Origin of the sequence: Streptomyces sp. NPDC057287 (genome assembly GCF_042667905.1) — a bacterium.
Classification (GTDB): Bacteria; Actinomycetota; Actinomycetes; order Streptomycetales; family Streptomycetaceae; genus Streptomyces.
Genome location: NZ_JBHUYV010000002.1, coordinates 644,527 through 651,707 on the forward strand (window position 1 = coordinate 644,527; position 7,181 = coordinate 651,707).

At 70.9% G+C, this 7,181-nt stretch carries 8 protein-coding genes; 5 read left to right on the forward strand and 3 right to left on the reverse strand.

The genetic code is table 11. The annotated features are described in order from the left end of the window. Positions 1 to 118: 118 nt before the first annotated feature. The 3 genes from hemC (at position 119) to ACFUNE_RS06275 (ending at position 2,426) form a co-directional block, all read left to right on the forward strand. Positions 119 to 1,054, forward strand: coding sequence for a hydroxymethylbilane synthase (gene hemC / locus ACFUNE_RS06265; RefSeq protein WP_383562846.1), 936 nt, complete (start codon positions 119 to 121; stop codon positions 1,052 to 1,054). A 475-nt stretch (positions 1,055 to 1,529) separates the two neighbouring features. Next, the gene (locus tag ACFUNE_RS06270) at positions 1,530 to 1,973 is read left to right on the forward strand and encodes an SRPBCC family protein (RefSeq protein ID WP_383562849.1); all 444 of its coding nucleotides are present in this window, start codon (positions 1,530 to 1,532) and stop codon (positions 1,971 to 1,973) included. Between the two features lie 66 nt (positions 1,974 to 2,039). Next, entirely contained in the window at positions 2,040 to 2,426 is a 387-nt protein-coding gene (locus tag ACFUNE_RS06275; RefSeq protein ID WP_383562852.1) for a VOC family protein, read from the forward strand. On the opposite strand, the gene bla is transcribed toward ACFUNE_RS06275, so the two are convergent. Beyond that, positions 2,414 to 3,364, reverse strand: coding sequence for a class A beta-lactamase (gene bla, locus ACFUNE_RS06280; protein ID WP_383562855.1), 951 nt, complete (start codon positions 3,362 to 3,364; stop codon positions 2,414 to 2,416). The two genes, ACFUNE_RS06275 and bla, sit on opposite strands and share 13 nt — an antisense overlap. Before the next feature lie 299 nt (positions 3,365 to 3,663). Continuing rightward, entirely contained in the window at positions 3,664 to 4,761 is a 1,098-nt protein-coding gene (locus tag ACFUNE_RS06285) for a YncE family protein (RefSeq protein ID WP_383562858.1), read from the reverse strand. A 482-nt stretch (positions 4,762 to 5,243) separates the two neighbouring features. On the opposite strand from ACFUNE_RS06285, the gene ACFUNE_RS06290 reads away from it, so the two are divergent. Then, positions 5,244 to 5,654, forward strand: a complete 411-nt coding sequence (locus ACFUNE_RS06290; RefSeq protein WP_383562861.1) for a thiol-disulfide oxidoreductase DCC family protein — start codon at positions 5,244 to 5,246, stop codon at positions 5,652 to 5,654. Positions 5,655 to 5,746: 92 nt separating this feature from the next. Here the strand turns inward: ACFUNE_RS06290 and ACFUNE_RS06295 are convergent, their stop codons facing one another. Further along, positions 5,747 to 6,295, reverse strand: a complete 549-nt coding sequence (locus ACFUNE_RS06295; RefSeq protein ID WP_383562864.1) for a tellurite resistance TerB family protein — start codon at positions 6,293 to 6,295, stop codon at positions 5,747 to 5,749. Positions 6,296 to 6,608: 313 nt separating this feature from the next. Between ACFUNE_RS06295 and ACFUNE_RS06300 the strand changes: the two genes are divergently transcribed. After that, positions 6,609 to 7,058 (forward strand): spore-associated protein, encoded by a 450-nt coding sequence (locus tag ACFUNE_RS06300; RefSeq protein ID WP_383562866.1) that lies wholly within the window; start codon positions 6,609 to 6,611, stop codon positions 7,056 to 7,058. Positions 7,059 to 7,181: the final 123 nt, after the last annotated feature.

Genomic DNA, 7,181 nt, shown 5'->3' on the forward strand with positions numbered 1-7,181 from the left:
CGGCTGGAAATCGACAGAGAGCCATGCTCCGGAACCGGTGCCGTGACGGTGCTGAAGCGGGTGGGCGGGACCGCGTCGTATGCCGACTGTGCGAGCCCGGCGGTCTATCGTGGGTGCCATGTCCGCCCCTGAGCTGATCCGTATCGTCTCGCGCGACTCACCCATGGCCCTCGCCCAGGTCGAGCGCGTCCGGACCGAGTTGGCGGCCCGCCATCCCGCCACCGTCACCGAGGTCGTCCCCGTCCGGACGACGGGTGACAAGTGGATGGGCGACCTCGCACAGGTCGAGGGCAAGGGAGCCTTCACCAAGGAGGTCGACGCCGCTCTGCTCGCAGGGGAGGCGGACCTTGCCGTCCACTGCGTCAAGGACATCCCCGCCGACCGCCCGCTGCCCGCCGGCACGATGTTCGCCGCGTTCCTCGAGCGCGACGACATCCGCGACGCCCTGGTCCACCCGGAGGGGCTCACGCTCGACCAGCTTCCCGACGGTGCACGCGTCGGAACCTCCTCCGTACGGCGGGTCGCGCAACTCGCGGCCTCGCACCCTCATCTGAACTGCATCCCGTTCCGCGGCAACGCCAACCGGCGGCTCGCGAAGCTCGCTGCCGGAGAGGCGGACGCGATCCTCCTGGCCGTCGCGGGCCTCCACCGCATCGGCCGCCCCGACGTGATCAGCGACATCCTCTCCCCGGAGAGGATGTGCCCCCCGATCGGCGCGGGCGTCCTCGCCCTCCAGTGCCGCGAGGGGGACACCGGGACCATCGACGCGGTGAGCCCGCTCAATCACCCGGGGACGTACCGGGAGACCACGGCCGAGCGCATGTTCCTCCACGTCCTCCAGGGCCACTGCAACTCCCCGATCGCCGGGTACGCCACGGCCCATCGCAACGGCGACCTCTCGCTGCGCGCCTGTGTGTTCACCCCCGACGGCAAGACCGTGCTCAACGCGCACGAGTGGGCCGGTCCGCTCGACCCGGCCACGCTCGGAACCTCCGTGGCCGTCACCCTGCTGCGTCAGGGCGCACGCGATCTGATCGACTCCATCGCCCACTGAAGCCCGGGCGCGAGGAGCGCACCGCGTGCGGGAGGGCGGCGGTGGCCGTCCGGCGGTATGAACTCCGTTGTTCCGCTCGGCGCTTGGGCAGCCCTCCCGCGAGAGGTCACCCCGGAACCAGACCCTGTCGGGTGTGTGGTGGGCCGGTGGAAGGAAGCGGGAGGGGAGGCCCCGGCGGTCGCCGGCCGCCAACCGTCCGGCTGGGTGACTGCAAGGCCCAGCGGGAGGGGAGGCCCCGGCGGTCGCCGGCCGCCAACCGTCCGGCTGGGTGACTGCAAGGCCGCTCCGTCGCTCCGCTCACGACGGCGGGTGGTGGGGGCTGACACCCCGGCCGGCCGCTGTCCTGGGCACCCGATTGCCTGCCGGATGTGTCCTTCCGGCTGCCGAAGAGCCGGGGAGCGCGGATCCTGGTAGGCAGTGTCACCCCGGGTGTGCCGCGCCGTGTGCCGCGCCCGTCGTACGAGAGGAGACCCCCATGGCCCGGTTCGAGGCGACGGTCGACATCGACCGTCCCGTCGCGGAGGTGTTCGCCTTCCTGGCGGACGGTGAGAACGACGGGAAGTTCAGCCCGCGTGTCCAGGACATCGCCAAGACCCCGTCCGGTCCGACAGCGGTGGGCACCGTGTTCCGCAGCACGGTCAAGGACGCCGGTATGACGACCCGGCGCGAATTCAGGATCAGCGAACTCGTCGCCCCGACACGCATCCGCTGGAACGAAGTGTCGACCAATCTCGTCACGGCACGGGAAGGTGGCTACGACCTCGAGTCCTTGGCTGATGGTCGAACCAGGGTGCGGATCTTCAACGACCTGGAGGGCCATCGTGCGGGCAAGCTCCTTGTCGGACTCGCAGTCGCCGCCGCGCGGAAGGACGCCCCGGCGTTCGGCCGGCGGATCAAGGCCGCGGTGGAAGCGTCCTGAGCCGCAGGACTCCCGGACGGGTGGGGGAGCGCTGCTCCGTCGTGGCGGCCCGCGTAGGGTCGGACCATGGTGCATGTACTGAGCAGCAGGGTATTGCTGAGGCCTGGTGATCCGGAGGTCTCACGGGACTTCTACGGGCGGATGCTCGGATTGCCGGTCTACCGGGAGTTCGGCACGGGCCCCGAACGGGGCACGGTGTATTTCCTCGGCGGAGGCTTCCTCGAGGTCTCGGGGCGTTCGGATGTCCCGCCGACCGGGACGCTGCAGCTCTGGATGCAGGTCGACGACTGCGCGGCGGCGCACGAGGAGGTGGCGGAGCGCGGGGCGCGCGTCCTGCGTCCGCCCCTGCGGGAGCCGTGGGGGCTGATCGAGATGTGGATCGCCGACCCGGACGGGCACCGCATCGTCCTGACCGAGGTTCCCGCGGACCATCCGCTGCGCTACCGCCCCTGAGCGCCCCGGGCGAGGGCGGCGAACGTGACGCGTGCGGCTTTGGCGACGAGTGCGTCCAACGGCTTCGCTCCGCGGGTGTCCCGACGGGAGAGCACGGCGAGGACGATGGGCGCGGCGTCCGGTGGCCTGACGACAGCGATGTCGTTGCGCGTCCCGTAGCCGCCGGTACCGGTCTTGTCGCCCACCAGCCAGCCCGCCGGGGCACCCGCACGGATCAGCGCGTCGCCGGTGGTGTTCCGGCGGAGCCAGTCGGTCAGCAGGGCACGTTCGGCCGGGCCGAGGACGTCGCCGAGCGCATAGGCGCGCAGATCGGTGGCCAGGGCGCGGGGCGTGCTGGTGTCGCGGGTGTCGCCGGGCGCGGCTTCGCTGAGATCGGTCTCGAAGCGGTCGCACCGGGTGGTGCGGTCACCGAGGGCGGCGAGCGCGTCCTGCAGCCCCCGGGGGCCGCCGAGCTCCCGGAAGAGGAGATTGGCCGCTGCGTTGTCGCTGTAGCGGACGGCGGCGTCGCAGAGCTCACGCAGGGTGAGGCCGGTGCCCACGTGCTGCTCGGTGACCGGGGAGTTGGCGACGAGATCGCCGGCGCCGTACCGGACACGCCGGTCGAGCCGCCGTACCGGGTGCCTGTCCAGCAGCGCGCCCACCAGCAGCGCCTTGCAGGTCGAGGCGTAGGCGAAACGCTCGTCGGGACGGTGGACGACCGTCCCGCCGCTCCCCGTGTCGACAGCGAACACGCCCAGCCGGGCGTCGAACTTCCGCTCCAGGTCCGTGAACGCGCGCCCCGCCCGGGCTGCCGCCTCCGCCGGTCGTGGGGGCGCTGTCCCGGTGGGAGCCGGGGGTGCGGCAGTCGGCGGGGCAGCCCTCTCGCACGCGGTGAGTGGGAGGGCTGCGAGGCCGGCCAGCGCGGAGAGCGCTCGGCGGCGCGGGAGAGAGGTGGGCACTAGGGGTGCTCTCCGAGTCCGAAGGGGGTCTGCTCCAGAGCCGCTCGCCGGCCGTCGCGCGGACGGCTCGGGCGGTCGGTGCGGTACGCGCGGCTGTCGGCGTTCCGACTCGTCCACAGTAGGGCGAAGGCTCCCGTTGACCGGCACCTTCCGGGCCGTGTCGCCGGGGGAGTTACCGGTCCGTGGGCGGGGAGACGCAGGGGGCCGTGCGGTGCTCCCCTGCGTCAGGCGTTCCCGCCACCGTGCGGGCGTGGTGGTCAGCAGTCCCGTGCGGGCGTGGTGCCCGCACCGGGGCCGGGTCAGCAGCCCGGATGCGGCGCGGCCGTGCCGTGACGGAGAGAAGTTCCGGAAGTCAGGCGTATCCGCGTGAGCCCGTCCTCTCCGGAGGGACCGGAGCCGGACTTGTCGACGACGAAGGCGGTGCTGCCCCCGGCCACCGTGACGTGGTTGGGGTACGCGTCGGTGGCGACCGTCTCCACGACGGTTCCCGCGCGGGGGTCGACCACCGAGAGGCTTCCGGCCAGCCGGTTGGCGACCAGGACCCGGCCCGAACACGGATCGACGGCTACGGACTTCGCCCCTTCGCCGGTCGCGACGGACCTGGCGACGGCACCCTTTCGCAGATCGACGACCGACACGGTTCCGGAGGTCTGGTCGGCGGTGTAGGCGGTGCGTCCGTCGGCGGAGAGTGCGACCGAGAGCGGTCCGCCGCCCGTGGGTATGAGGCGTGGCGCCCTGGAACCCGGAGCGACCTCGATGATCCGGCTGTTGGTGTGGTCGGCGGCGTAGACCGTCCCGGTCCGTTCGTCCACCGCCAGCCCTGTCGGTCCGCTCCCCTCGACGGTGACGCGCCTGACCTCCTCGAGGGTGTGGCTGTCGAAGGCCACGAGCGCGCCGTCACCGAACGAGCTGGCCCACACGATGTCGCGCTTCTCGTCCACGACGACCTCACGGGAGTGGTTCACGTTCGGCCGGGTGGCGATGTGCCGGCCGGTTCTCTGGCTGTAGACGGCGACCGAGTTGTTCCGTGTGTTGGTGACCCAGACGGTGTTGTGCTCGTCGTCCACGTCGATGCCGTAGACGGCTTCTACCGTGCCGTTCGTGGGAGGGGTGTAGGCCGCTTCCACCCGCAGGGTGTCGGGATCGATCCGCAGCAACTGCGATCCCGTCACCGGTGCAGGGGGCTGACCCACGGAGGCGGTGGCCCAGAGCACGTCGTTGCGCTCGGAATAGGCCGACTGGTAGAGGCCCTGTGCGAGCGGCAGAGAGGTGACATGCGAGCCGTCCGGAATGCCGGTACCGGCCGTGGCGGTGCCGGTCGGAGCGAGTGTGATGCCGAAAGCGAGCGCCACTGCGGTCGCGGCTGCGCGGCGGACACGGCGATTGAGCGAGGCCATGTGTGCTGTTCTCCCTGGACGTGCGCCTTCGTCGAGGCGCACGCGGTAATCGGGCGCGGGTCGGAACGCGCCCTCTGTCCACTGTCGGTCGGCTGCCCGAGGCTCTCGGATCCACGGCTGGAACGCGCGCGGTCAGGTGATTCCGGCGCTCGGACCGTTGGGGACCCATGCCTCGGTTCGTAAAAGTTAGGTAAACCTAAGCTGAGTTTTACCTAAAGGGCAACCGTGAACGGCCCCTGCGGTGGCGGCAGGTGTGGCGGGTCGGAGGAGTCCTCCGGGGCGCGGTCCGTGACCGCCGTACTGGCGACGACCGTTGCGTGACTCGTTGGCCGCATCCGGGCGGCGAAGCGGCCGGGCCGGTGCCGCGTCCTCGCGGCAGAACCTCGGGGCCGGCTCCTGGGCGATCTCGAGCCGCGCGGCGGCGATGAGGTGCGAGGGTGACACTGTCCGCCGGTGAGGTGTCGGTGCGGCATGATGAGGACATGCGGACGCGACCTGTACTCATCTACGACGGGGACTGCGCATTCTGCACGTCCTGCGTGCTGTTCGCCGAACGGTCTGTCCGGCCACGCTGCGAGATCACGCCGTGGCAGTTCGTGGATCTCGACTCCCTCGGCACCACCCGGGAGCGAGCAGAACACGAACTGCTGTGGATCACCCCTGTCGGAGAGGTCCACGGCGGAGCGCAGGCCGTCGCCAAGCTGTTGCTGAGTGCGGGACGGGGCTGGGCGGTCCCGGGGGCACTGCTCACCCTGCCTCCCCTCCGCTGGATCGCGCACGGCGTGTACCGGCTCATTGCGAACAACCGCGAACGGATGCCGGGCGGTACGCCGGCCTGCGCCCTCCCCGCGGACCGGGGACAACAGTCGAGGACGCCCTCGTCGCCCTCGTGACCTGCTTGTGCGTGCGACGAGTTGCGCAACCGGTCGTGCCGGCCACCGGGGGTCCGGCGGCCCCGTGAGGGGCGGCCGGCCGTCCGCTCGGATCAGAGCTGGAACTCCGCGGGTGACAGCCCCAGAGCCGTGCAGGCCTCTCGGAGAATCATGTGCTCGGCCTGGGAGAAGTCGCCGTCGGCACCGGCGACGACGATGCCGGTCTGGAGCACCGCCCTCGCCTCGGTCGGCTTCTTGGCCGTCTTGACGATCTCCTGCAGCGCGTCCGCCTTGCCCTGCTGGAAGTTGAGGCTCAGCTGGTCCACGTGCTTGTTGAAGCGCTGGCGCAACTGCTCCGGCGGGAAGTTCTGCAGGACGTCGTTGGTGAGGATCATCGACTCCACATGCTGACGCTCGGCGGGGTCCACGCGCCCGTCCGCGGCCGCGACCAGCGCGCACATCGCCATGCTCGCGTCCCGGAAGCCGCCGCTCTTCAACTCCGTCTTGAGGGAGGCGAGCTGTGACTTCAGCGTGCTGACCAGCTGCGCGCGCGAGCCACCTCCGGATGACTGTCCGCCGCTTCTCCCGGCGGCCGGCCCGCGCGCACCCTGGGACTGCTGCAGAGTCCTGGCCTGATCCTTGAGCCGGTCCCACACTGCCATTGAGGTCACCTCGGTCTTCGTCTGAGTTGTCGGTCACGAGCCCGTGCGCTCACCCTGTCAACGGGCCGATGCGGGTAAAGGTTCCGCAAAGTGGCCGATGTTCGAACCGCCCTCCGACCGGCCGGTGCACGGCATTCCGGCCCTCGCCGTGCGCATCGGCTGTGTTCCCGATCGTTCGAGCCCTGGATCCTCGGCAGATCGGGAACCTGGGTGATCGTTCAGCACCTCTGCGTAACTTCCGTGCAACCATCCGAGCCGCTCGAGGGTCACATCAAGCAGGAGCAAACAGCTCTCAGGGACACAAGGGGGAAATATGAGAATCGCGCGTAATGTCGCGGCCCTCGGGGCGGCCACCGCACTGGCGGTGGCCGGCACGGCCGCCTTCAGCACGTCGGCCTCCGCCGCACCGAACGTCACACCGCAGGGCGTCTGCGGCAAGGCCTACAAGACCGTGAACTCCGTGCCGGTCGGCTCGCTGGGCACCGTCTACCTGACGTACAACTCCGCCAACGGCAAGAACTGCGTCGCGACCATCCGTGCCAACCCCGGTTCGGCGAAGCCCATGTCGGCGTACATCTACGTGCCCGCCACCGACGCGTGGGCCGGTGACGACGGGAACTTCACGTCGTACGCGGGTCCCGGCTACGTCTACGGCAAGGGCTACTGCGTGAGCTGGGGCGGCCACATCAGCAACGTGTACGTCTCGGTGGAGAACTCCAACTGCGCGGCCCTGAAGGAGCAGCGGGTCACCGAGATCCGCTGATCCCGTTCCATCGTCCGCAGCGCGCCCAGGCCCGTCTCCCCTTCAGCTGCAGCTGGGGGAGCCGGCCTGCGTGTCGAGCCGGCGGGGGGGGGGGGGGGGGGGCGAGAGCCGGGCCCCCCCCCG

Excerpts from the sequence above, each read along its gene's own strand:
- ACFUNE_RS06270 (WP_383562849.1), top strand. The coding sequence starts at position 1,530 with ATGGCCCGGTTCGAGGCGACGGTCGACATCGACCGTCCCGTCGCGGAG.
- hemC (WP_383562846.1), top strand. The coding sequence starts at position 119 with ATGTCCGCCCCTGAGCTGATCCGTATCGTCTCGCGCGACTCACCCATG.
- ACFUNE_RS06285 (WP_383562858.1), bottom strand. The coding sequence starts at position 4,761 with ATGGCCTCGCTCAATCGCCGTGTCCGCCGCGCAGCCGCGACCGCAGTG.
- ACFUNE_RS06300 (WP_383562866.1), top strand. The coding sequence starts at position 6,609 with ATGAGAATCGCGCGTAATGTCGCGGCCCTCGGGGCGGCCACCGCACTG.
- ACFUNE_RS06275 (WP_383562852.1), top strand. The coding sequence starts at position 2,040 with ATGGTGCATGTACTGAGCAGCAGGGTATTGCTGAGGCCTGGTGATCCG.
- ACFUNE_RS06290 (WP_383562861.1), top strand. The coding sequence starts at position 5,244 with ATGCGGACGCGACCTGTACTCATCTACGACGGGGACTGCGCATTCTGC.
- ACFUNE_RS06295 (WP_383562864.1), bottom strand. The coding sequence starts at position 6,295 with ATGGCAGTGTGGGACCGGCTCAAGGATCAGGCCAGGACTCTGCAGCAG.